General features: G+C 66.8%; 20 protein-coding genes and 1 tRNA gene. 20 read left to right on the top strand and 1 reads right to left on the bottom strand.

Annotated elements, in window-relative coordinates; genetic code table 11:
* Positions 1-43: 43 nt before the first annotated feature.
* The 9 genes from D573_RS0100600 to grxD all read left to right on the top strand — a co-directional run bounded on the left by D573_RS0100600 (position 44) and on the right by grxD (position 7,609).
* The gene (locus D573_RS0100600) at positions 44-1,789 is read left to right on the top strand and encodes a tetratricopeptide repeat protein (protein WP_018937287.1); all 1,746 of its coding nucleotides are present in this window, start codon (positions 44-46) and stop codon (positions 1,787-1,789) included.
* Complete coding sequence (gene lolB, locus D573_RS0100595) at positions 1,786-2,451, top strand: lipoprotein insertase outer membrane protein LolB (protein ID WP_018937286.1); 666 nt, start codon at positions 1,786-1,788, stop codon at positions 2,449-2,451. Before D573_RS0100600 ends, lolB begins: the two co-directional genes overlap by 4 nt.
* Positions 2,445-3,332, top strand: coding sequence for a 4-(cytidine 5'-diphospho)-2-C-methyl-D-erythritol kinase (gene ispE / locus D573_RS0100590; protein WP_026287875.1), 888 nt, complete (start codon positions 2,445-2,447; stop codon positions 3,330-3,332). Before lolB ends, ispE begins: the two co-directional genes overlap by 7 nt.
* A gap of 119 nt (positions 3,333-3,451) precedes the next feature.
* Positions 3,452-3,526, top strand: a tRNA-Gln gene (locus D573_RS0100585).
* A 145-nt stretch (positions 3,527-3,671) separates the two neighbouring features.
* The gene (locus D573_RS0100580) at positions 3,672-4,610 is read left to right on the top strand and encodes a ribose-phosphate diphosphokinase (RefSeq protein ID WP_196799408.1); all 939 of its coding nucleotides are present in this window, start codon (positions 3,672-3,674) and stop codon (positions 4,608-4,610) included.
* 139 nt (positions 4,611-4,749) lie between these two features.
* The gene (locus tag D573_RS0100575; RefSeq protein ID WP_018937284.1) at positions 4,750-5,451 is read left to right on the top strand and encodes a 50S ribosomal protein L25/general stress protein Ctc; all 702 of its coding nucleotides are present in this window, start codon (positions 4,750-4,752) and stop codon (positions 5,449-5,451) included.
* Positions 5,452-5,475: 24 nt separating this feature from the next.
* On the top strand, positions 5,476-6,105 hold the full coding sequence (pth, locus tag D573_RS0100570; RefSeq protein WP_018937283.1) for an aminoacyl-tRNA hydrolase: 630 nt from the start codon (positions 5,476-5,478) through the stop codon (positions 6,103-6,105).
* The gene (ychF, locus tag D573_RS0100565) at positions 6,102-7,196 is read left to right on the top strand and encodes a redox-regulated ATPase YchF (RefSeq protein WP_018937282.1); all 1,095 of its coding nucleotides are present in this window, start codon (positions 6,102-6,104) and stop codon (positions 7,194-7,196) included. The genes pth and ychF overlap by 4 nt, the downstream gene beginning before the upstream one ends.
* 83 nt (positions 7,197-7,279) lie before the next feature.
* Positions 7,280-7,609: a Grx4 family monothiol glutaredoxin gene (grxD, locus tag D573_RS0100560; protein WP_018145267.1), complete on the top strand. Its 330-nt coding sequence runs from the start codon at positions 7,280-7,282 to the stop codon at positions 7,607-7,609.
* Between the two features lie 93 nt (positions 7,610-7,702).
* Here the strand turns inward: grxD and rnt are convergent, their stop codons facing one another.
* Complete coding sequence (rnt, locus tag D573_RS0100555) at positions 7,703-8,389, bottom strand: ribonuclease T (protein WP_018145268.1); 687 nt, start codon at positions 8,387-8,389, stop codon at positions 7,703-7,705.
* 297 nt (positions 8,390-8,686) lie between these two features.
* On the opposite strand from rnt, the gene aceE reads away from it, so the two are divergent.
* The 11 genes from aceE to D573_RS0100500 all read left to right on the top strand — a co-directional run bounded on the left by aceE (position 8,687) and on the right by D573_RS0100500 (position 22,772).
* Positions 8,687-11,350: a pyruvate dehydrogenase (acetyl-transferring), homodimeric type gene (gene aceE, locus D573_RS0100550; RefSeq protein WP_018937281.1), complete on the top strand. Its 2,664-nt coding sequence runs from the start codon at positions 8,687-8,689 to the stop codon at positions 11,348-11,350.
* Complete coding sequence (gene aceF / locus D573_RS0100545; RefSeq protein ID WP_081618712.1) at positions 11,262-12,701, top strand: dihydrolipoyllysine-residue acetyltransferase; 1,440 nt, start codon at positions 11,262-11,264, stop codon at positions 12,699-12,701. The genes aceE and aceF overlap by 89 nt, the downstream gene beginning before the upstream one ends.
* Before the next feature lie 24 nt (positions 12,702-12,725).
* On the top strand, positions 12,726-14,513 hold the full coding sequence (lpdA, locus tag D573_RS0100540; protein ID WP_018937279.1) for a dihydrolipoyl dehydrogenase: 1,788 nt from the start codon (positions 12,726-12,728) through the stop codon (positions 14,511-14,513).
* Between the two features lie 6 nt (positions 14,514-14,519).
* Positions 14,520-15,485, top strand: coding sequence for an OmpA family protein (locus D573_RS0100535; protein ID WP_018937278.1), 966 nt, complete (start codon positions 14,520-14,522; stop codon positions 15,483-15,485).
* A gap of 57 nt (positions 15,486-15,542) precedes the next feature.
* On the top strand, positions 15,543-16,766 hold the full coding sequence (locus D573_RS0100530) for an argininosuccinate synthase (RefSeq protein WP_018937277.1): 1,224 nt from the start codon (positions 15,543-15,545) through the stop codon (positions 16,764-16,766).
* Between the two features lie 70 nt (positions 16,767-16,836).
* Positions 16,837-18,792, top strand: coding sequence for a diguanylate cyclase (locus tag D573_RS0100525; RefSeq protein WP_018937276.1), 1,956 nt, complete (start codon positions 16,837-16,839; stop codon positions 18,790-18,792).
* A gap of 42 nt (positions 18,793-18,834) precedes the next feature.
* Positions 18,835-19,626, top strand: a complete 792-nt coding sequence (locus D573_RS0100520) for a VacJ family lipoprotein (protein ID WP_038039514.1) — start codon at positions 18,835-18,837, stop codon at positions 19,624-19,626.
* On the top strand, positions 19,623-20,147 hold the full coding sequence (locus D573_RS0100515; RefSeq protein WP_018937274.1) for a hypothetical protein: 525 nt from the start codon (positions 19,623-19,625) through the stop codon (positions 20,145-20,147). Before D573_RS0100520 ends, D573_RS0100515 begins: the two co-directional genes overlap by 4 nt.
* The gene (gene mpl, locus D573_RS0100510; protein ID WP_018937273.1) at positions 20,144-21,541 is read left to right on the top strand and encodes a UDP-N-acetylmuramate:L-alanyl-gamma-D-glutamyl-meso-diaminopimelate ligase; all 1,398 of its coding nucleotides are present in this window, start codon (positions 20,144-20,146) and stop codon (positions 21,539-21,541) included. Before D573_RS0100515 ends, mpl begins: the two co-directional genes overlap by 4 nt.
* Complete coding sequence (locus tag D573_RS0100505) at positions 21,538-22,173, top strand: flavin prenyltransferase UbiX (protein WP_018937272.1); 636 nt, start codon at positions 21,538-21,540, stop codon at positions 22,171-22,173. The genes mpl and D573_RS0100505 overlap by 4 nt, the downstream gene beginning before the upstream one ends.
* Positions 22,170-22,772 carry an LON peptidase substrate-binding domain-containing protein gene (locus D573_RS0100500; RefSeq protein WP_018937271.1) on the top strand — a complete coding sequence of 201 codons (603 nt, stop codon included), beginning with the start codon at positions 22,170-22,172 and terminating at the stop codon, positions 22,770-22,772. The genes D573_RS0100505 and D573_RS0100500 overlap by 4 nt, the downstream gene beginning before the upstream one ends.
* Positions 22,773-22,782 lie beyond the last annotated feature (10 nt).

Here is a 22,782-nt window from a genome sequence, read left to right as displayed (position 1 = left end):
CGAGCTGTGGAACCCTGGGGGCCGCTGCCCCGTCCCATCCGATATGGCCGCAATGATCCCGATTGGACACAACATGATTCGAAGCCTGCTCGCGCTCACCGCCGTGTTCTCCCTGGTGGGTTGTGCGCATACCCCGCTGGACGCCTCCGAACCGCCGGAGTCGGATCGCCCCGAGGTGCTGCCCTTGATGCAGACCCAGGATCCGGAGGCTGTGCTGATGTTCAGCGTCCTGGCCGCCGAGATCGCGGTGCGCTCCGGCGAGCATGCCGAGGCGGCGCGCTATTACGGAGCCGCGGCGTTGCTGAGCGACGATCCGGCCATCGCCGAGCGTGCCACCCGGATCGCCTTGTTCGCGCGCGAGCCGGAACACGCACAGCGTTCGGCCGACCGTTGGCTGCGTCTGGCCCCCGAGAGCACCGATGCCAGCCAGGTCTCGACGGTCCTGCGGATCAACGCCGGTGATGCCGGGCAGGCGGCCGAACAGCTGGATTCGCTGATGAATCGCGTCGTGGTGCAGGGCGGCGACCCCTACGCGACCCTGGGTGGTGTGATTGGTCAGGCTCAGGACCAGCAGGCGGCTATGGAGACCATGCACCTGCTGGCCGAGCGCCGCCGCGACGACGTGGGCGTGCATCGCGTGCAGGCCGAGGCTGCGCTGCGCTTTGGCGAGCCAGGTGAGGCGGTGCTTGCGGTGACCGAGCGAGCCGCCGAGCGCTTCCCGGAATCGGTCCAGCTGCGTTTGCTGCATGCACGGGCCCAGAGCGAGGCCGGGCATGACGATGCGGCGGTCGAGACCCTGCGCGCGACCGTGGAGGCGCACCCGGACAGTCGCGAGGCCCGTCTGGGATACGCGCGGGTCCTGACCGAGATGGAGGATGACGTCTTCGCCCGCGAGGAGATGGACCGCCTGGTGGAGATGGCGCCGGAGGATGCCCAGCTCCTGTTGGCGCTTGCCCTGATGAACCTGGAGGCGGAGCAACTGGGCCCCGCGCGGGATTACCTCGAACGCCTGGATGCCATGGGTGAGCGCGAGAACGACGTCGCGTACTACCTGGGGCGCTTGCACGATATGGCCGACGAGCCGGAGGCCGCCCTGGGCGCCTACGCCCGCGTGGAGGCAGGCGACCATGCCGAGGATGCCCGCCTGCGCAGCGCGCGCCTGACGCTCAAACACGACGGGGCCGAGGCCGCTCGTGACCTTTTCGACCCCATGCAGCAGGGCGTGGATGAGGATCTGGCTCGGCGCGCCTATTTGGCCGAGGCGAACGCCCTGCGCGAGCTGGGCGAGTATGCCGAGGCCCGCAGCCGGTTGAACCGCGGCCTGGTGCAGTTTCCGGGCAGTACGCAGCTGCTGTACCTGCGCGGGCTGGTCCACGAGCGCGAGGACGACATTACGGCGGCCGAGGCCGATTTCCGCGCGATCCTCGAGTCCGATCCGGAGAATATCGCCGCGCTGAACGCCCTGGGTTACACCCTGGCGGATCGAACCGATCGCTATGACGAGGCCTACGAATTGATCCTGCGCGCCTATGAGCGGGAGCCGGATGACGCCGCGATCATCGATAGCTATGGCTGGGTCCTGTACCGCCTGGGCCGTCTCGAAGAGGCCGAGACCCAGCTGCGGCGTGCCTACTCGCTGTCGGACGACGGCGAGATCGCCAGCAACCTGGCGGTGGTGTTGTGGGAGCGTGGCGAGCGTGAAGAAGCCCGGGAGGTCCTCGAGGCCGCGCTGGAACGCGAGCCCGGGCATGAGCGCCTGCAGCGCGTGCGCAACGATCTGATCGAATGAACGGGCACGGGACGGCGCGACAGTCGCGACGGATCCGGGGCGCGGGGTGGCTGGCCGGGCTGGTGGGTGGCTGGGGGCTGTTGCTCGCGGGCTGTGCTGCCCCTCTGCCCGAGGCGGACACCTCGCCAGCGGCCGAGGCGGCCTTCGAGGAGCGCACCGAGCAGCTGGCGGCACTGGACAGCTGGCGGCTGGTGGCACGTCTGGGGCTGGCCTCCGGGGAGGAATACTGGTCGGCCCAGCTCAACTGGCGGGTGCAGGAAGGCCAGCATGTGCTGGACCTGTCCGGCCCGATGGGGCGCGGCGGCGGGCGTCTGACGCTCTCGAATAACGGGCGCGCGCTGCTGGTCACGCGGTCCGGCGAGCGCTTCCAGGCGCAGGACCCGGATACCCTGGTGGCCCGGGTGCTGGGCGAATCCATCCCGGTCAGCGGGATGATCTACTGGGTGCGCGGTCTGTTGCATCCCGAGGCCTCCTACCAGCTGGATATCGACGCGGACGGTCGCCCCCTGGAGATCCTGCAGTCTGGCTGGGCCATCGAATACACCGAGTTCGAAGAGATCAACGGCGTGCCCATGCCGGTCGCGATGGTGCTCGAGCGCGACGAGGTCGAGCTGCGCGCGCGCATCGGCCGTTGGCAGCTAGGGCCGGACGAGACGTGGTGAGTGCGGCGACGGGTGGGAGGTTCGGGGTGCCGTTTCCGGCCCCGGCCAAGATCAACCGCTTCCTGCACATCACAGGCCGCCGGCCGGATGGTTATCATGAGCTGCAGACGGTGTTCCAGTTCCTCGGGCTGGAAGACCGTCTGCGCTTCGATCCCCTGCCCGAGGGGCGCTTCGAGATGGCCGGCGAGGCCATCGATGGGGTGGACAACCTCTGCCTGCGGGCGGCCCGGCGCCTGGCCGAGGTGGCGGACAAGTCCTTCGGCGTGCGCATCCACCTCGACAAGCGGATCCCGGTGGGCGGCGGCCTGGGTGGCGGCAGCTCCGATGCCGCCACCACGCTGGTGGCCCTGAACTACCTGTTCGATCTGGGGTGTCCAGTCGAGCAACTGGCGGCGATCGGGCTGGAGCTGGGCGCCGATGTGCCGGTGTTCGTCGCCGGACATGCCGCCTGGGCCGAAGGGGTGGGAGAACGACTTGCGCCCGTGGCCCCGGACACCGGCTGGATTCTGCTGATTGATCCGGGCGTTTCGGTTGCCACGGGGGCCATGTTCGGGTGTGCGGAATTGACACGCGACTGCGCCACCGAGACAATTTCGTCCGCGATCGATGCCGAGCGGTTCGTGAACGTGTTCGAACCGGTCGTCCGGGCGCGCTATCCGGAGGTCGATCACGCGCTGGCCTGGCTGGCGGATCAAAGCCCCCGGGCGCATTTGAGCGGGAGTGGCGGCTGTGTGTTCGGGATGTTTCCCGATGAGGGGGCGGCCCGGGCAGCGCAGTCCGCGCAGCCCGCCCCGTGGAAAAGCTGGGTGACGACGTTGCAGAACACGTCACCCTTGCAGGCCTGGTTACCGCCGTGCGGCGGTAACCCCGAAAAAGAATAAGTCCACGCAAGGGTGGCGCGTAGCGCCATCATCCTGCCGGCCCGGATCGGCAACGCCGATCCGCGGGATGGGCCGGGCACGGCGCCGGTCAGGAAGTACAATAGAGTTCAGGGAGATATTGGGCCGTAGCCAAGCGGTAAGGCAGCGGGTTTTGATCCCGCCATGCGCAGGTTCGAATCCTGCCGGCCCAGCCAACAACCGCTTCGCGCCAGAAGGGCGCGAAGCAAAACCATCAAGACCCCGGTCCCGATCCGGGGTCTATAATTTGGAGCTCGGGCGTTCTAGCGCGCTCGCTCCACTCCATCCAGACCGGGACGAACCGTGGTCGACAAGAATCGCATGATGATCTTCGCGGGCAATGCGAACCCGCGTCTCGCCCAGGCCGTTGCGGAACACCTGGGGCTGCCGATGGGCAAGGCCATCGTGGGGCGTTTCAGCGATGGCGAGGTGCAGGTCGAGTTGCTTGAGAATGTGCGCGGCCGCGACGTCTTCCTGATCCAGCCGACGGGGCAGCCGACCAACGAAAACATTATGGAGCTGGTGATCATGGTGGATGCGCTGCGCCGCGCCTCGGCCGGACGCATCACCACGGTGATCCCGTATTTCGGTTATGCGCGCCAGGACCGTCGTGTGCGCTCGGCGCGGGTGCCGATCTCGGCCAAGGTGGTCGCCAACATGATCGAGGCGGTGGGCGCGGATCGCGTGCTGACCATCGACGTGCACGCCGACCAGGTTCAGGGTTTCTTCAACGTCCCGGTGGACAACATCTATGCCTCGCCGGTGCTGCTGGGCGACGTCTGGCGGCATGTCTCGGGCGACCTGACCGTGGTGTCGCCGGATGTCGGCGGGGTGGTGCGGGCACGCGCCATCGCCAAGCGGCTGGATGACGCCGACCTGGCGATCATCGACAAGCGCCGCCCGCGCGCCAACGAGTCCGAGGTGATGCACATCATCGGGGACGTGCGCGGCAAGTCCTGCATCATCATCGACGACCTGGTGGATACCGCCGGGACGCTGTGCCAGGCGGCGAAGGCCCTGAAGGCACACGGGGCGCACTCGGTGATGGCCTATGCCACGCACCCCGTGCTTTCCGGCGCGGCAATTGATAATATAAACGGTTCGGCGCTTGACGAGCTGGTGGTGACCGACACCCTGGCCCTGCAGCCCAATGCGCAGGCCTGCGAAAAGATTCGTCAGTTGTCGGTCGCGGAGATGCTTGCGGAGACCATCCGCCGCATCAACCTCGAGGAGTCCGTCAGCTCGTTGTTCATGGACTAGGCCCGTGTGGGCTGGAGCTGTGGACCGGCGATAACCGATTTCGGGAGGCTTGCCTCCCATTCAGCGCCCCGCCTGGTCGCGGGCGGGGCGTGTTCAAGGCGCTTCGGGTGAAGCGCCTTTCATTTTGGAGACCGTAGCAATGAGCATGAGCTTTACCATTGAAGCCGAGAAGCGTGACGAACAGGGTTCGAGTGCGAGCCGCCGCCTGCGTCGCGTTGGCAAGCTGCCCGCCATCCTGTACGGAGCGGACAAGGACGCCGTGGCCATCACGCTGGATCACAATGCGATGGTCCACAACCTCAAGGAAGATGCGTTCTATTCGCACATCCTGAGCGTGAAGCTGGGCGGCAAGACCGAGAAGGCGATCCTGCGAGATGTGCAGCGCCATCCGTTCAAGCCGACCATCTACCACGTCGACCTGATGCGCGTGAGCGCCAATCAGCCGATCCGCGTCAGCGTGCCGCTGCACTTCCACAACGAGGAAGAGTGCAAGGGCGTGAAGCTGGGCGGTGGCATGGTCAGCCGCATGATCAACGAGCTCGAGGTCGAGTGTCTGCCGGGCGACCTGCCCGAGTCCATCGATCTCGATGTGATCGAGCTGGATGTCGGTGACACCGTGCACATCTCCGAGTTGAAGCTGCCGGAGGGCGTGCAGAGCGTGGCCCTGATGCACGGCGAGGAATACGACTACGCCGTGGTCAGCGTGCTGCTGCCGCGTTCCGCGAAGGCGGAAGAGGAAGAGCTCGAAGGCGAAGCCGCGGAAGCCGAAGGTGGCGCAGAAGCCGAGGGTGGCGACGAGGCCGCTTCCGGCGACGAGTCGGAGTCCGGGGACAAGGAGTAAGCCTTGCGGCTTGCCGCCTGACTGATGGCGATCCAACCCGAACCGATCCGTCTCGTGGTCGGGCTGGGGAATCCGGGCCCGCGTTATGCCGAAACCCGGCATAACGCGGGTTTCTGGTTTGTGGACACCCTGGCCCGCCGCCATGGCACGGAGTTCCGCCCCGAGAGTCGCTTCGATGGTGAAGCGGCACGTCTGACCCTGCCGGACGGCGACTGCTGGCTGCTCAAGCCCATGAGCTTCATGAACAAGAGTGGCCTGCCGGTACGCAAGTGCGCGGATTTCTACCGCATCCCGCCCGCGGCCGTCCTGGTCGTGCATGACGAGCTGGATCTCGATCCTGGCGTGGTGCGGCTGAAGCTGGGCGGCGGCCATGGTGGACACAACGGGCTGCGCGATCTGCACCGCCACATGGGCGGGCCGGACTACGCCCGGCTGCGGGTCGGGATCGGCCACCCGGGGCATCGCGACGACGTGGTGCCGTTCGTGCTCGATCGCCCTGGGCGGGATGATGCCCGGGCCATCGAGGAGGCCATCGATACGGCCCTGGACCAGATCCCGGCCCTGGTGGCCGGGCGCTGGGACGAGGCCGTGCGCAATCTGCATGGGGGTGGGTCGAAGCCGGCCGGCCCCAAGAACTCCGAGGAAGCCCGATGAGTCTGAAATGCGGGATCGTGGGCCTGCCGAATGTCGGCAAGTCCACCCTGTTCAATGCCCTCACGCGCGCGGACATCGCGGCGGAGAACTACCCCTTCTGCACCATCGATCCGAACGTGGGCGTGGTGGAGGTCCCGGATCCGCGGCTGACGCGGCTCGCCGAGATCGTTAAGCCCCAGCGTACGCTGCCGACCACGGTCGAATTCGTGGACATCGCCGGCCTGGTCGCGGGGGCCGCCCAGGGCGAGGGGCTGGGCAACCAGTTCCTGGCGCATATCCGCGAGACGGACGCGATCGCACAGGTGGTGCGTTGTTTCGAGGATGACGACATCGTGCATGTCGCCGGCAAGGTGGATCCGCTGGCGGATATCGAGACCATCAGCACCGAGCTGATGCTGGCGGACCTCGAGACGGTGAACAAGGCGCTTTCCCGTCTGGCGCGTGCGGCCAAGTCGCAGGACAAGACCGCCATCGCCCAATTGCAGGCGGCCGAGAAGGTATCGGCGGGCCTTGATCAGGGCATTCCGGCACGGGCGCAGGGTCTGGACGAGGACGAGCGGCGGGCCCTGTACGACCTGCACCTTCTGACCCTCAAGCCGGCGATGTACATTGCCAATGTGGACGAGGCCTCGCTGTCCGCTGGCAATGCCATGGTCGAGGCCGTGCAGGCGAAGGCGGCCGAGGAGGGCGCCGAGGTGGTCAGTGTCTGCGCCGCCATCGAGGCCGAGATCGCAGTGCTGGATCCCGAGGAGCGTACCGAGTTCCTGGCCGACCTGGGTCTCGAGGAGCCGGGGCTGGACCGGGTGATCCGGACGGCCTACCGCCTGTTGAACCTGCAGACCTTCTTCACCGCGGGCGAGAAGGAGGTGCGTGCCTGGACCGTGCGCCAGGGCTCCACTGCGCCGCAGGGGGCGGGGGCGATCCACACGGATTTCGAGCGCGGTTTCATCCGTGCCGAGGTGGTGGGGTACGACGACTTCGTCGGATACAACGGAGAGCAGGGCGCGAAGGACGCGGGGAAATGGCGCCTCGAAGGCAAGGAATACGTGCTGAGAGAAGGCGACGTGGTACATTTCCGCTTCAATGTCTGAGCGTTATACTAGGAAATAAGTTTGGGGCGTGCCGCGATGCGCGGCTGCGCCCTGTTTTGGCACCAAATTTCGGGAGTACAGTAATGGACGTAATGGATCGCATCCGCCAGCAGGTGGAAGACAATCCGGTGGTGATCTTCATGAAGGGCACCCCGCAGTTCCCCATGTGTGGGTTCTCCAGCCGTGCGGTGGAGGCGCTCAAGCGCTGCGACCAGGAATTTGGCTACGTGAACGTGATCGCGGATCAGGAAGTCATGCAGAATCTGCCGCGCTTCGCCGACTGGCCAACTTTTCCGCAGGTCTATATCGACGGCGAACTGGTCGGGGGCTGCGACATCACCCTCGAGATGTTCGAGAGCGGCGAGCTGAAGAAGATGGTCGACGAGGCCCACGCCAAGCGCGCGGCCAGCTAGGCTGAACTGGTCCGGCGGCCATACGGTCGTCCGGCATATAACCCGTCACCCGGGCGCCCTTATGGCGGCTCGGGCGGCGGGTTTTTTTTGCGTTCAACTCCCGGGCGGGAGCTCCTCCGGGTCGGGCAGGCGCAGGGCGTTTTGCGGCACCCCGATCCCGTCCTGCCAGCGGTTGGTGATCTGGCAGAAGATGTCCGCCGTCTTTTCCGCATCGAAGGCCGCGCTGTGCGCCGACTCGGTGTCCCAGCCCAGTCCTGCGGCGTCCGCCGCGCGCGCCAGCACGGTCTGGCCGAAGGCCAGTGCCGCCAGGGATACCGTGTCCAGGCTGCTGAACGGGTGGAACGGGTTGCGCTTGATGCCGCAGCGCTCGGCCGTCGCGTGCACGAAGCCCAGGTCGAAGTGGGCGTTATGCCCCACCAGCACCGCGCGCTTGCAGTGGTTGACCTTCACCTCCCGGCGCACCTCGCTGAACACCTTGCCCATCGCCTGATCCTCGGGGTAGGCCGCGCGCAGCGGGTGGTAGGGGTCGATGCCGTTGACCTCCAGCGATTTCGGGTCCATTTCCGAACCCTCGAACGGCCGCACATGCACGCTGACCGTGCGGTCGCGCACCAGGTGGTCGTTCGCGTCGCGGCGCAGAAACACCGCGGCGATTTGCAGCAAGGCATGCCGGTGGCAGTCGAAGCCGCCGGTCTCCACGTCGACGACCACCGGCAGGAAGCCGCGGAAGCGGTTCGCCATCGGGCGGTGATTGGGGTCTAGCTGCAGAGTTTCGGGCATTGAGGTACTCGGTTTCGGGTGCGGCGGTGGTTCGGGATGTCGGCGGCGCCGGGCGGGGGATCGTCCCGCGTTCCGGCTGTTCAGGCGGGTTGCGCGCGCTTTGCGCACGTTCCCGCAGATTTCCCCGACGATCGGCGCCATAGCGGGCTTTCGCTTGACCTGTTGGCGGGACAGTCGGGATACTTGCGCCTTTTATGCCCGCCCAACACCGGCGCATGGTAGCAAATGCCCGCCTGCCCGGTGGCCCGGCCCCGTAGTGGCAACCCGATTCCCAACCCGTTTTCAGGGGTAGAGCGCATGGACCCGAACGCGACCGAACACGATATCGACCCGCAGGAGACCCAGGAGTGGATCGACGCCCTGGCCTCCGTGCTGGAGACGGATGGCCCGGAACGGGCCCATGCCCTCCTCGAGCGACTGGTCGACAAGGCGCGCCGCAGCGGGGCCTACCTCCCGTACTCCGCCAACACTGCCTATGTGAACACGATCCCCACCCACCTCGAACCGGAATATCCGGGCGATGGCGCGGTGGAGCATCGCATCCGTTCCTATATCCGCTGGAACGCGATGGCCATGGTGGTCAAGGCCAACCGCGCCTCCGCCGAGCTGGGCGGGCATATCGCGACCTTTGCCTCGGCCGCGACCCTGTACGACGTCGGTTTCAACCACTTCTGGCATGCCCCTGCGCATGACCACGGCGGTGACCTGCTGTTTGCCCAGGGCCATTCCTCGCCGGGTATCTACGCCCGCGCGTTCATGGAAGGGCGCTTGAGCGAGGAGCAGCTGGACCACTTCCGCCGCGAGGTGGACGGCAAGGGCCTGTCCTCGTATCCGCACCCCTGGCTGATGCCGGACTTCTGGCAGTTCCCGACCGTGTCCATGGGACTTGGTCCGATCATGAGCATCTACCAGGCGCGCTTCATGCGCTACCTGCAGGACCGCGGCCTGGCGCAGACCAAGAACCGCCGTGTGTGGAGCTTCGTCGGGGACGGCGAGGTGGACGAGCCGGAGACCCTGGGGGCGATCACCCTGGCCTCGCGCGAGAAGCTGGACAACCTGACCTGGGTGGTGAACTGCAACCTGCAGCGCCTGGACGGCCCGGTGCGTGGCAACGGCAAGATCGTGCAGGAGCTGGAGGCGATCTTCCGCGGCGCCGGCTGGAATGTGGTCAAGGTCCTGTGGGGCCGCTACTGGGATCCGCTGCTGGCCAAGGACACCGACGGCCTGCTGCAAAAACGCATGATGGAGGCGGTCGATGGCGACTATCAGAATTACAAGTCGCGCGACGGCGCCTACGTGCGCGAGCACTTCTTTGGCAAGTATCCCGAACTCCAGCGCATGGTGGCCAACATGTCCGACGAGGACATCTGGCGTCTGAATCGCGGGGGGCACGACCCGGTCAAGGTCTATGCGGCTTACAAGGCGGCAACCGAGCACACGGGGCAGCCGACGGTGATCCTCGCGCACACCGTGAAGGGCTATGGCATGGGCGCGGCGGGCGAGGCCCAGAACCGCACCCACAGCCAGAAGAAGATGGATTCGGACGACATGAAGCAGTTCCGCGACCGCTTCAATATCCCGCTGTCCGACGAGCAGGTGGAGAAGGCCGAGTACATCAAGCCGGATCCCGACTCCGAAGAGATGAAGTACATGAACGCGCGGCGCAACGACTTGGGCGGGCATCTGCCCGTGCGCCGGCCGCTGGCCACGCCGCTCGAAGTGCCCGGGCTGGATGCGTTTAACGGCCTGCTGGAGGCTTCCGGCGAGCGCGAGATGTCGACCACCATGGCCTTCGTGCGGCTGCTGACCCTGCTTGCCCGCGACAAGAAGATCGGCAAGAACGTGGTTCCGATCGTGCCCGACGAGGCCCGCACCTTCGGCATGGAAGGGTTGTTCCGTCAGCTGGGGATCTACTCCTCGGTCGGTCAGCTCTACGAGCCGCAGGACAAGGACCAGGTGATGTATTACAAGGAGGACAAGAAGGGCCAGATCCTGGAAGAAGGGATCAACGAGGCCGGTTCCATGTCCTCCTGGATCGCGGCGGCGACCTCCTACTCCACGCATGGCGTGGCAATGGTGCCGTTCTACATCTTCTACTCGATGTTCGGCTTCCAGCGCGTCGGCGACCTGATCTGGGCGGCCGGGGACATGCGCGCCCGCGGCTTCCTGATGGGTGCCACCGCCGGGCGCACCACCCTGGCCGGGGAGGGCCTGCAGCACGACGACGGCCACAGCCAGATGATGGCCGCCAACGTCCCCAACTGCATCGCCTACGACCCGACCTTCGCCTATGAACTGGCGGTGATCGTGCAGGACGGGATGCGCCGCATGTACGCGGAGCAGCAAAGCGTCTTCTACTACATCACCGTGATGAACGAGAACTACCCGCAGCCGGCCATGCCGAAGGGCGCCGAGGATGGCATCCGCCGCGGGCTGTATCGCTTCCAGGCGGGCGGGCGCAAGAAAAAGAAGGTGCGCCTGCTGGGCTCCGGCACCATCCTGCGCGAGGCCATCGCCGCCGCCGAACTGCTGGACAAGGACTTCGGCGTGGCCGCCGAGGTGTGGAGCGCGATCAGCTTCAACGAACTGGCCCGCGACGGCCGCGATGCCGACCGCCATGCGCGCCTGAACCCGGAGGCCAAGCCGCGGAAGTCCTGGGTGGAGGAGTGCCTGGGTGGTTCGGACGACCCAGTCATCGCCGCGACCGACTACGTCCAGGCCTACGCCGACCAGATCCGCGCCTTCGTGCCGGCCGACTACCGCGTGCTGGGCACCGACGGCTTCGGCCGCTCGGATACCCGCGCGGCGCTGCGCCGGCACTTCGAGGTCGACCGTTACCACATCGCGGTCACGGCCCTGAAGGCCCTGGCCGATGCCGGGACCGTCGAGGCCAAGACCGTCAGTGAGGCGATCAAGAAGTACAAGATCGACGTCGAACGGCCCAACCCCTTGCAGGCCTGAGGCCGCCGGTACCGAGGCAGGAGCAGACATGAGCAACACGACTACCGTGCACGTACCGGACATCGGTGACTTCAAGGACGTCGAGATCATCGAGGTGATCGTGAGCCCCGGGGACACCGTTTCTCCCGAGGATCCGCTGATCACGCTGGAATCGGACAAGGCCTCCATCGAGATCCCGGCCCCGCAGGGCGGGACCGTGAAAGCAGTCAAGGTAAAGGCCGGCGACCGCGTCAACGAGGGCGATCCGATCCTGGAACTGGAACCCTCCGACGAGGGTGCCGCCGAGGACAAGTCCGCGAAAGACGAGCCGCCGAAGCAGGAAGCATCCTCTTCGGATGCCAAAGCCGAATCGGCCCCCGAGGCCGAAAAGCCGCAGCCCTCCGAGGCGCCGAAGGCCGCCGACCGGGCCGACCCGCGCCCGTCGCCCACCGAGCACATCCGTGACGAGTCGGCCTTCCGCAAGGCGCATGCCTCGCCGGTGGTGCGCAAGTTCGCGCGCGAGCTGGGCGTCGACCTGAGCAAGGTCGACGGCTCCGGGCGCAAGGGGCGCATCCTGCGCGAGGACGTGCAGGGCTTCGTCAAGCGCGCCTTGAGCCAGGGCGCCGGTGGCGGGCTGGGGGTCGAGCCGATGCCGGAGATCGACTTCTCCGAGTTCGGCCCGGTCGAGACCCAGGCGCTGTCGAAGATCAACAAGCTCACCGGCAAGAACCTGCACCGCAACTGGGTCACCGTCCCGCACGTGACCCAGTTCGACGAGGCCGACATCACCGAGCTCGAGGATTTCCGCAAGTCGCTGAAGGCCGAGTACGAAAAGAAGGGCGTGAAGGTCACCTTCCTGCCGTTCCTGATGAAGGCGGTGGTCTCCGCGCTCAAGCAGTACCCGCGTTTCAACGCCTCGCTGGACGCGACCGGCGAGAACCTGATCATCAAGCAGTACTACAACCTCGGCATCGCGGTGGACACGCCGGACGGCCTGGTCGTCCCGGTGGTGCGCGACGTGGACCGCAAGAGCCTGGTCGATATCGCCTCCGAGCTGATGGACCTGTCCCAGCGCGCCCGCGACAAGAAGCTCAAGCCAGCGGACATGCAGGGAGGCTGCCTGACCATCTCCAGCCTCGGCGGGATCGGCGGGACCCAGTTCACCCCGATCGTGAATGCCCCCGAGGTCGCGATCCTGGGCGTGTCGCGCTCCAGCATGAAGCCGGTCTGGAACGGCAAGGAGTTCGAGCCGCGCCTGATCCTGCCGCTGGCGCTGTCGTACGATCACCGGGTGATCGACGGCGCACTGGGCGCGCGCTTCGCCACCACGCTGAGCGGGCTGTTGTCCGACATGCGCCGCATGCTGCTGTAACCGAATTCGAACCGGAGCGATTGGATGAGCCAGACCAAGACCATCGAGGTCCCGGACATCGGGGATTTCAAGGACGTCGAGATTATCGAGATCCTGGTACAGCCGGGCAGCGACATCGCGCCGGAAGACCCGCTGATCACCCTGGAGTCCGACAAGGCGACCATCGACGTGCCCGCCCCCGAGGCCGGCACGGTGAAGAAGCTGCACGTGAAGGTCGGGGACAAGGTGTCCAAGGGCAGCAAGCTCCTCGATCTCGAGGCCAGTGGCGACGCTGCGGGCACCGAGGAGCAGGGCGCTTCCGGCGGTGATGCCAAAGCCGAATCCGCGAAGGCCGAATCCGGCGCCGCCAGTGAGCCGAATAAGGCCGCGGCCCCCAAGGCGGCCGCTGACCCGAACACCGACAGCCAGTGCCAGGTGCTGGTGCTGGGTTCCGGCCCCGGTGGTTATACCGCCGCCTTCCGCGCCGCGGATCTGGGCCTGGACGTGGTGATGGTCGAGCGCTACCCGGAGATCGGCGGGGTTTGCCTGAACGTCGGCTGCATCCCGTCCAAGGCGCTCCTGCATGCCGGCGAGGTGCTGCACGAGGCCGAGCGCTTCGCCGCGCTGGGTATCAAGTTCGGCGAACCGGAGATCGATCTGGAGGGCCTGCGCGGCTACAAGGGCGGCACGGTCAAGAAGCTGACCGGCGGGCTCAAGCAGCTGTGCAAACAGCGCAAGGTGCGCGTGGTCCAGGGCGTCGGCGAATTCACCGGCGCCAACAGCATCGCAGTGGAGGGCAATGACGGCCGCGAGGTGATCGGCTTCGAGCACGCGATCATCGCGGTCGGTTCGCAGGCGATCAAGCTGCCCGGCTTCCCTTGGGACGACGAGCGGGTGATGGATTCCACCGACGCGCTGGACCTGGCCGAGATCCCCGAGCGCATGCTGGTGGTCGGTGGTGGCATCATCGGTCTGGAGATGGCCTGCGTGTACGAGTCTCTGGGCTCCAAGGTCACGGTGGTGGAGCTTTCGGACACCCTGATGCCGGGCGCGGATCGCGACATCGTGCGCCCGTTCGAGAAGCGCGCGAAGAAGCGCTTCGAGAATATCTTCTTGAAGAGCAAGGTGTCCGAGGCCAAGGCCACCAAGGCCGGGATCGTCTGCCAGTTCGAGGGCGAGGCCAAGGGCCTGCCGGAAGAAGACACCTTCGATCGTGTGCTGGTCGCCGTGGGCCGCAGCCCGAACGGGGCGAAGATCAAGGCCGAGGCGGCCGGCGTGCAGGTGAGCGAGCGCGGCTTTATCGAGGTCGACAGCCAGCAGCGCACCAACGTCGAGCACATCTTCGCCATCGGCGACGTGGTCGGCCAGCCGATGCTGGCGCACAAGGCCACTCACGAGGGCAAGGTTGCCGCCGAGGTGATCGCCGGGCACAAGGTCCACTTCGATGCACGCGCGATCCCCTCGGTGGCCTATACCCACCCCGAGGTCGCCTGGATGGGCGTGACCGAGGAGCAGGCGAAGGCCGACGGTATCGAATACACCAAGGGCGTGTTCCCCTGGGCCGCCTCCGGGCGCGCGATCGCGCTGGGTGCCGAGGACGGCCTGACTAAACTGCTGTTCGACGCGGATGGCCGCGTGATCGGAGCCGGTATCGTCGGCCCGTCCGCCGGCGACCTGATCGGCGAGGCGATGCTGGCGCTGGAGATGGGCGCCGAGATGGAAGACATCGGTCTGACCGTGCACCCGCACCCGACGCTCAGCGAGACGGTGGCCTTCGCCGCCGAGGTCGCGCACGGCTCGATCACCGATATTCTGCCGCCGAAAAAGCGCTAGCGGGTCATGGCCCGCTTGCGCCAGTGGCTGCGTTGCGCACTCCCGGGATTGGTGCTGCTGGGGGTGGGTATGGCCACGGCGGGTGCTGCGCCCTACAGCGAACCGCTGGAGCGTAGTGACTGGCAGCTGACCGAGGAAGAAGCCACCTGTCGCATCCAGCAGACCGTGCGTCACGGCGGTACGCTGCGTTTCGAGGCCCGGCCGGGCCTGTTGACCGCAGTCTTCTGGCAGGCCCCCTACGCGATGCCGGCGGGCGTCACGCCGCGGCTGCGCACCGGCGCGCCGGAATGGCTGCGTCCGACGACCCAGTCGCCCCTGGATCTGCGGCTGCAGGCCCGTGACGATCGCTTGTTCCGGGTGCCTCAGGGATCGGCCCAACTCCTGAAGGCCCGCCTGCTGGCAGGCCATGACGTGCGCATCGATTTTCCCGATGGTGACGACTCGGTGCACTTTCGCGGCATTCGTTTTGCCCTCCGTGCGCGCGATTTCCGCGCCTGTTATGGCGGGCAGGACGCGCCTGCCGCGAGCCCGGACGGGGGCGCGCTGGATCGCTGGAGCGTTTACTTCGAAACCGGCAGCCATCGTCTGGATCCCGAGGCACGCGAGGTTCTGGAGCGCGCGGCCCGCATCCTGGCGGATGCGGAGACCCCGCGCGTTCGGGTCGTCGGCTGGACGGATGCCGCCGGGCCGTTGGAGATCAACCGCCCCCTCAGCCGCAATCGTGCGGAGGTGGTGCGTGAGGCCCTGGTGGAAGCGGGTGTCCCGGCCGCGGGCGTCGAGATCGAGGCCCCGGGTGTGGACCCGGCCGCCGATGGCGCGCGCCAGGCCTCGCGGCGCAGCGATATCTGGTGGCTGGACAGCGGCGATGCCGACGCGGGTGACGCCCCCGTCGCCGACACGGAAGGGTCCGAGGGCCGCGCCCCCGGCCCCGTTCCGGATCCGGCCGCACCCTCCGCGACCCCGGCGTGGTAGTGACGCCGGTCGCGAAAACGACTATATCTTTACCTTAGGAAAAGGATAGAAATTCTTATGAGCTCCTCGATCAAGCGCGTCGTCCTTGCATACTCCGGCGGTCTGGATACCTCGGTCATCCTCAAATGGCTGGAGGATCAGTACGGCTGCGAGGTCATCACCTTCACCGCCGATCTGGGCCAGGGCGAGGAGGTCGAGCCGGCCCGCGCCAAGGCCGAGGCCCTAGGTGTGAAGCGGATCTACATCGAAGATCTGCGTGAAACCTTCGTGCGCGATTACGTGTTCCCGATGTTTCGCGCCAACACGATCTACGAGGGCGAGTACCTGCTGGGTACCTCCATCGCGCGCCCGCTGATCGCACGCCGCCTGGTCGAGATCGCCGAGGAAACCGGGGCCGACGCGATCGCCCACGGCGCCACCGGCAAGGGCAACGACCAGGTGCGTTTCGAGCTGGGCGCCTATGCGCTGAAGCCGGGCATCAAGGTGATCGCCCCCTGGCGCGAGTGGGACCTGAACTCGCGCGAGCGCCTGATGGCCTACGCCGAGCAGCACAACATCCCGGTGGACTACAAGAAGCAGGGCACCAAGTCGCCGTACTCCATGGATGCCAACCTGCTGCACATCTCCTACGAAGGTGGCCCGCTGGAGGACCCGTGGACCGAGGCCGAGGAAGACATGTGGCGCTGGTCGGTCTCCCCGGAGGCTGCGCCGGACGAATCCGAGACCCTGACCATCGGCTTCGAGAAGGGCGATCCGGTCTCGATCAACGGCGAGCGCCTGAGCGCGGCGGAGTTGCTCGCGAAGCTCAACGAGCGCGGCGGGGCCCACGGTGTCGGCCGCCTGGATATCGTCGAAAACCGCTATGTCGGCATGAAGTCGCGCGGTTGCTACGAGACCCCGGGTGGCACGATCCTCTTGCGTGCCCGCCGGGCGCTGGAATCCATCACCTTGGACCGCGAGGCCGCGCACCTGAAGGACGAGCTGATGCCGCGCTACGCCAGCATCATCTACAACGGCTACTGGTGGAGCCCGGAGCGACGCATGCTGCAGGCCGCGATTGACGACACCCAGGGCGTGGTCAACGGCGAGGTGCGCCTGCGCCTGTACAAGGGCAACGTGATCGTCGCGGGGCGTCGCTCCGAGGACACCCTGTTTGATGATGCCATCGCCACTTTCGAGGATGACGCCGGCGCCTACGACCAGAAGGACGCCGAGGGCTTCATCCGCCTGAACGCGCTGCGCCTGCGTATCGCCGCCAGCCGCAACCGCAAGCCGACATGAAATGAGCGGGGCGGGCCGCCAGCGCTCCTCATTGAGGGTTGCCCCGCTCCGGCGCCCGGGAAACGCGTGGATGTCTGGTGGCCTGGCGGTGTTCCTGGTGGGTTTTCTGTTGCTGTATCCCTCGGCGCCCTTGTTCGCGGAGGAAACGGCGGCGGTGGACGAGCAGCGCCTGGTCTTCGGGGTGCTCGCCCACCGCGGCGACGATGTGGCACGCCAACGCTGGACGCCATTCGTCGAGTACCTGTCAGAGCAGATCGACGGGGCCCGTTTCGTGCTGGAGCCGGTGGACAACGACGGGTTGCAGGCGGCCGTAGCAGACAAGCGCTTCGATCTGATCCTGACCAACAGCGGTTCCTACGTGATGTTGGAGCAGCAGCATGGGATATCGCGCATCGCGACCATGCAGCCGCGTCAGGTGGGCCGTGACGAGGACCGGTTCGGGGCCGTCGTGATCGCCCGCGCCGAACGGGATGACCTGGTGGAGCTGGACGATCTGCGGGGGCAGCGCTTGTCCGCGGTGCATCCTGATGCCTTTGGGGGCTGGTGGATGACCTGGCGCGAATTGCAGGCCGCCGGGCTGGACGTCGAGAGTGATCTGGCGTCGGTGGTATTTACCGGCTTTCCGGTCGGCCGCGGCCTCGACTGGGTGCTGCAGGGGGAGGTCGATGCCGCGACCTTCCGGACCGGCATCCTGGAGGACCTGGAGGCACGTGGCGATCCACGGGTGGAGCAGGTCCGGGTGGTCGGCGAGCGCGCCTTCCCGTCGTTCACTTACCGCGCCAGTACCCGTTTGTACCCCGAGTGGCCGCTGGCGATGCGTGGTGACCTGGATACCGGGCTGGCGCACGCCATCCTGCTGGCGACCCTGTCGCTGGATGCGGAACATCCGGCAAGTCAGGCGGCCGGCATCGGCGGCTGGGCAGCACCCCGGTCCTACGAGGACGTGCACGGGCTGATGTACGAACTGGGAGTTGGCCTGTATGCGCCGCAGCCCTTCGATATCCTGGTCTGGCTGCGTGACAACATCCTGTGGCTGGTCTCGGCGCTGGCAGTGGTCGCGCTGCTGGCGCTGCTGTATGTCTCGCGGGTCCACACCCGGGTGCGTCGCTCCGGGCGCAACCTCGAGCGCAGCATGGACGCGATCCCGGATGCGGTGATCACCCTGGATGCACGAGGCGGAATCTCCTACGTGAACCCTGCGGCCCGCGAGCTGGCGGGGCTGACCCGGGATCAGGTTCTGGGTTGTTCCCTGGATCAACTGCTCGATTTGCGCGAACTGGGTACCGGCCGCCCTCTGCTGCCGGCGGATGCCCGGGGCGAAGCGCTGAACCAGGCCCTCGGCGAGCGTTCGGATGCCCGCCTGGTTCGGCGTGACGGTCACGAATTGATCGTGCGTATCGCGCGTACTGCGCTTGACCCGGTAGCCGGCAGTTCCGTGCGGACCCTGCTGGTGCTGACGGATGTCTCCGAGGAACGCAGGCTGGTGGATCGCCTGGTGCACGAGGCGAGCCACGATGGCCTCACCGGCTTGTTGAACCGGCGCGCCTTCGAGCGCGAGCTGGAGATTGCCATGCATGCCGCCCGCGACAACCGTGCGGTGGCCAGCCTGCTGCTGGTGGACCTCGACTACTTCAAGGACGTGAACGACCACCATGGCCATTGGGTCGGCGACGAACTGCTGCGCCAGGTCGCTCATGTGCTGCGCCAGCTGACCCGTGGTCACGATGCCGTGGCGCGGATTGGGGGTGACGAGTTCGCCGTGATCGCGCGCGATACGAACGCGGAGTATGGGCGTATCCTTGGTCAGCGGATCTGCTCGGCCCTCGCCGACCGGCCGTTGCAGGTGGAGGCCCGGGAAGTCACCATTGGCGCTTCGGTGGGCGTGGTCGAGCTGGGACCGGACGTGCCGGGGGTGGACGAGGCCTTTGTCGCCGCGGATCGCGCCTGTTATCAAGCCAAGGATCAGGGCCGCGGTCAGGTCGGGGTTGCCCGCAAGGCGGACATCTACCCGATCACCGGGGCCTGAGCGTACCTGGCTCGGCGCCGGATCGAAAAATTAAGGAATCACATGTCTGTTGTCTCCTGTTTGCGCCCGAGCCTGCTGGCCCTGACGTTCCTTGGCCTGGCCGGTTGCGCGACGGTGCCCAGCGAGGACCGCCACCCCGATGATCCCTGGGAGTCCTACAACCGGGCGGTGTTCGAGATCAATCAGGACTTCGACGAGTCGCTGCTGCGCCCGGCCGCAGTGCAGTACCAGCGCCTGCCGCAACCGGTGCAGACCGGGGTGGGCAACTTCTTTTCCAACCTCAATGACTTCACGGTCCTGTTCAACAACTTGTTGCAGGGCAACCTGGAAAACGCCGCCTCGGATACTGGGCGCATCATGTTCAATTCGACCTTCGGGCTGTTCGGGCTGATCGACGTCGCCTCGCCCATGGGACTGGACAAGAACAACGAGGACTTCGGCCAGACCTTGGGGGCCTGGGGTGTGCCGCGTGGTCCTTATTTCCAGATCCCCTTGCTTGGCCCCAGCACCGCGCGTGATGCCCCGGCGCGGCTGGTGGATTGGTACTCTAATCCGATTTCCTATCACACCAATTTGCGCGACGACCATACAGGCTGGTGGGTGGGCCTGATCGCACTGGAAGTGGTCGACATGCGCGCGGGCCTAATTTCCACCGAGCGCATGCTGGATCAGCTGTCCGACGACCCCTATATCGCGATGCGCCAGGGCTATCTGCAGCGCCGGGACTTCCTGGTGCGCGGTGGCATGCCGGATGACGAGGCCGATGCCATGCTGGACGAGCTGGATGAACTCGAGGCGCTGGAGGCCATGGAGGCCGAGGAGGGCGACCGTTGAACGGCCTCACCGCGATGCTGAACATCCTGCGCCTGCACGCCGGTCCGCAGGACCTGCCGGCGGACAACGGCACGCTGATCTTCTGGGTCGGGATCGCCCTGATCGCCGGCATGGTGATCGGGATCCCGCTGTACGGCTTCGGCCAGGCGCTGGCACTGAACGTGATGGACCTGGTGGTCCTGTATGCCTTTATCGCCATCCTGCTGAGCATGCAGGGCGTATCGGATCGCTGGCGCCAGACCTTCACCGCGATGGCGGGGACCGGCGCGGTCCTGGGCTTGTTGATGGCGTTGCTGATGGTGCTGGCGGGCGGACCCGATCCGGCGCGCGAGCCGGAGGAGGTCGCCACCGGGGTCGTGTTCGGGATGCTGGTGCTCCTGGCCTGGTTGCTGCTCGTTTTTGGTCACATCCTGCAGCAGGCGCTGGGGTTGGGTTCGCGTCTGGTGGGAATGCTGATCGCGCTGGGCTATATCGTGGTCTCCAGCGTGGCCACCCAGACCACGATCGGGCTGTTCCAGTGACCGGCGGGCAGCTCCACGTCCTCGGGATTGGCGGGACCTTCATGGGCGGGCTGGCCCAGTTGGCGCGCGCGCAGGGGTATACGGTCACGGGTTCCGATCAGAAGCTCTACCCGCCCATGAGCGACCAGCTGGAACAGGCCGGGATTGCCTACCACGAGGGCTACGACCCGGACACGCTGCCCGACGCGGGGCCCGTCGTGGTCGGTAATGTAATGCGCCGCGGCATGCCCGTGGTCGAGGCCCTGTTGGATCGCGGGCTGGACTACACCTCGGGCCCGCAGTGGCTGGCCGAACACATCCTTCGTGATCGCTGGGTGCTGGCGGTGGCCGGTACCCATGGCAAGACCACGACCGCCAGCATGCTCGCCTGGATTCTTGAATACGCGGGGCTGAGCCCCGGCTTTCTGATCGGCGGGGTCCCCGGCAATTTCGGGGTCAGTGCGCGCCTGGGGAATGCTCCGTTTTTCGTGATCGAGGCCGACGAATACGACAGCGCGTTCTTCGACAAGCGCGCCAAGTTCGTCCATTACCGGCCGCGCACCCTGGTCCTGAATAATCTCGAATTCGACCACGCCGACATCTACCCCGACCTGTCCGCGATCGAGCGACAGTTCCATCACCTGGTGCGTACGGTGCCGGGGCAGGGGCGTATCCTGATGCCGGCCGGTGATGCCGCACTGGAGAGGGTGCTGGAGATGGGGTGCTGGACGCCGGTGGAGCGCCTCGCGACCGACCCTGAAGGCGACACTGGAAATGCGACCCCCGCGCTGGCGGCGCGCGCCCTGAACCCCGAGGCCTCGGTCTTCGAGGTGCTGGCCGATGGCGTGGCACAGGGGCGGGTGGAATGGTCGCTGACCGGGCGTCACAACCTGGCGAATGCCCTGGCGGCCCTGGCCGCCGCTCGGCATGCCGGTGTTCCTCTGGCTACGGGCCTGGCCGCCATGCCGGCGTTTCGCGGCGTTCGTCGGCGCCAGGAGCTGCGCGCCGAGATCGACGGCATCCGGGTGATCGACGACTTCGCCCACCATCCCACGGCGATCCGCCTGACCCTCGAAGGGCTGCGCGGACAGGTGGCGCCGGGTGGGCGTCTGGTGGCGATCCTCGAGCCGCGCTCCAACACGATGCGCATGGGGGTGCACGCCGAGGCCCTGGGTACGGCGCTTGCGCAGGCCGACGCAGTCCATCTGTACCATGCCCCGGAGATCGACTGGTCCACCGAGGGCCTGCAACAGCAACTCGGCGAGCACCTGTCCGTGGCGCGCGATATCGAATCCCTGCTGCAGGGGATTCTTGCCACCGTTCGATCCGGCGATACGCTGGTGATCATGAGCAACGGAGGCTTCGACGGGTTGCACCTGCGCCTGATTGACGCCCTGCAGGGGACGCCCGCATGACCGAACGCCCGCGCAGCATCTCACTGGCCCTGACCGGCGCCTCCGGTGCGCCCTATGGTTTGCGCCTGTTGCAGTGCCTGGTCGAGTCCGGCGTCCAGGTGCACCTGATGCTGTCGAAGCCGGCCCAGGTCGTCCTCGGGCTGGAAACGGACCTGAATTTGCCCGGCCGCCCGGTGGAGATTGCGCGCTACTTCACTGAGCGCTATCAGGCGGCCCCCGATCAGATCCACTGTTACGGGCCCGAGCAATGGACCGCCCCGGTCGCCAGTGGCTCGGCCGTGCCGGAGGCCATGGTGGTCTGCCCCTGCACCACCGCCACCGTGTCGGCCATCGCGACCGGTGCCTCGCGCGGGCTGATCGAGCGTGCCGCCGACGTGGTGCTCAAGGAACGCCGCAAGCTCCTGCTGGTGGTGCGCGAGACGCCGTTCTCCGAGATCCACCTGGAGAACATGCTGCGTCTGGCGCGCATGGGCGCAGTGGTGATGCCGGCCAATCCGGCCTTCTATCACCGTCCGCAGTCCATCGATGACCTGATCGACTTCATGGTGGCGCGGGTGCTGGATCACCTCGACGTCGAGCACGCCCTGGTGCCGCGCTGGGGCGCGGCCCCGGAGCCGGGAGAGGATGCATGACCACGCTGCCGCTGTTTCCGCTGAACACGGTGTTGTTCCCCGAGGGGTTGCTGCCGCTGCGGATCTTCGAGACCCGTTATCTGGACATGGTGCGGCGCTGCCTGCGCAGCGATGGTCGCTTCGTCATCGTGGCGACCGAACCGGAACGTGAATCGGGTGAACTCCCGTCCGAGTCGGATCCCTCCGCGGGTTTCTACAGTGTCGGCACCGAGGCGGTCATCGTGGACTGGGACCAGCGCCCCGACGGGTTGCTGGGGATCCTGGTCAAGGGCGAGGGTCGGCGGGTCATCCACAATGCCCGGCACGCCGATGACGGCCTGTGGCTGGGTGATGTGGAGCCCTTGCCGGAGTATCCCGAGGTGAGTCTGCCGGTGGATTATGCCTCGCTGGCCGATCTGCTGGAGCGCTTGCTGGACCAGCTGGGTACGCCCTGGTCGCACCTGGAACGGCGCTTCGACGACTCGACCTGGGTTGCCGCGCGGCTGACCGAACTGCTCCCGATCGACCTCGAAATCAAGCAGCAATTGCTGGAGGCCGACGACCCGATCGAGCGTCTGGAACGCCTGCGAGCGGCCATGCTCGCAGCATCGAAATCCTGAAAGCGGCCGC

The organism is Thioalkalivibrio sp. AKL9, assembly GCF_000377825.1.
Lineage (GTDB): Bacteria > Pseudomonadota > Gammaproteobacteria > Ectothiorhodospirales > Ectothiorhodospiraceae > Thioalkalivibrio > Thioalkalivibrio versutus.
This window is presented reverse-complemented; position numbering and strand designations above follow the sequence as displayed.